This is a genomic window from Serratia sp. TSO36, from assembly GCF_057808395.1.
In genome coordinates this window covers 1-607 of the sequence record NZ_JBJZOU010000035.1, presented here as the reverse complement: position 1 = coordinate 607, position 607 = coordinate 1, and the positions used below count along the sequence as shown (strand labels likewise).

At 71.7% G+C, this 607-nt stretch carries 1 pseudogene; it reads right to left on the bottom strand.

Annotated features, from left to right (window positions below):
• Nucleotides 1–607 (bottom strand): annotated as a pseudogene (locus ACK3CV_RS25300) (type IV secretion protein Rhs); the annotation flags it as partial.

Genomic DNA, 607 nt, shown 5'->3' with positions numbered 1-607 from the left:
GGGTCAGTTTGTCGTGGCCGTAGGCGCTGCTCTGCCAGCTGCGGCGGCCCATGGCGTCGTAACGCCGCTGCTGCTGCAGCGCGCCCTGGCTGCGGCCGGTTTCCCGGTGCAGGCGATCGCGGGTGAACTCGCTCACCACCTGCTGGTTGAATTTGATGGCGCTGGCGTGGCCGGAGCCGTAATACAGCCACTGCAGGCGATCGCCCTGCGGCAGCGTCAGCGCCTGCAGGTTGGCCAGCGCATCCCACTGGTATTGCAGCTCGCCGTTCACGCCCTGCTCGCCGAGCAGCCGCCCGGCGGCGTCATAGCGCATCTGCACGCTGTCCGGCTCGATGCCCAGCGCCGCGCCGCTCACCGTCGGCAGGCGGTTCAGCTCGCGCAGCCGCCCCATGGCGTCGAAGCGGTAATGCCATTCCGCGCTGGCGTTGCCGCGCCAGACCAGTTGCCCGGCCTCGTCGAAGCGGAAGCGCTGTTCGCGCGGCGTCAGCTCGCCCGCGCTGCCCGGCAGGCCGACCTCGCGGTGCTCCTCCAGCAGCCCGGCCGCGCCGTAGCGATAATAGTGGCGGGGGTCGTCCGGGCGCTCTTCGGCCAGCACGCGGCCCACCGC